This is a genomic window from Streptomyces sp. 4F14 (assembly GCF_048159485.1).
Taxonomy (GTDB): domain Bacteria; phylum Actinomycetota; class Actinomycetes; order Streptomycetales; family Streptomycetaceae; genus Streptomyces.
This window is the reverse complement of record NZ_JBLRVY010000315.1, coordinates 1-339: the sequence shown is the minus strand read 5'-3', so window position 1 is coordinate 339 and position 339 is coordinate 1. Positions and strand designations below refer to the sequence as shown.

Genomic DNA, 339 nt, shown 5'->3' with positions numbered 1-339 from the left:
GGTCCTCACCGCGCGCACGGCTGCTGTACTGCGTCTGGCTCTGCAGGAACTGTCGGACCAGGCATGGCAGGAGGTCACGGCGTTGGGCGACGAACGGCTGCGGCGCGGCGCTAGCGGGCTCTTCGGCGCCTTGCCGCCGGTGACACTGCACCAAGACGGAGCCTGGCGGCGACAGATGGCCCGAGCTTTCGATGACCTTGCCGCAGATCTGGCTTCCACTGAGGTCGAGCCGCGCAGCACGGGTGAAGAGATGGCACTGCACCTGGGCATCGCCCGAGCAAAGGACCTGACGCGCAACCGGCCACACCGCGTCCACGAGATCGTGGCGGACCTGCCCGA

Annotated in this window: 1 pseudogene; it reads left to right on the top strand. The window is 68.4% G+C overall.

From position 1 onward, the window contains the following. A pseudogene (locus ACLZOT_RS50890) lies at positions 1–339 on the top strand (hypothetical protein); the annotation flags it as partial.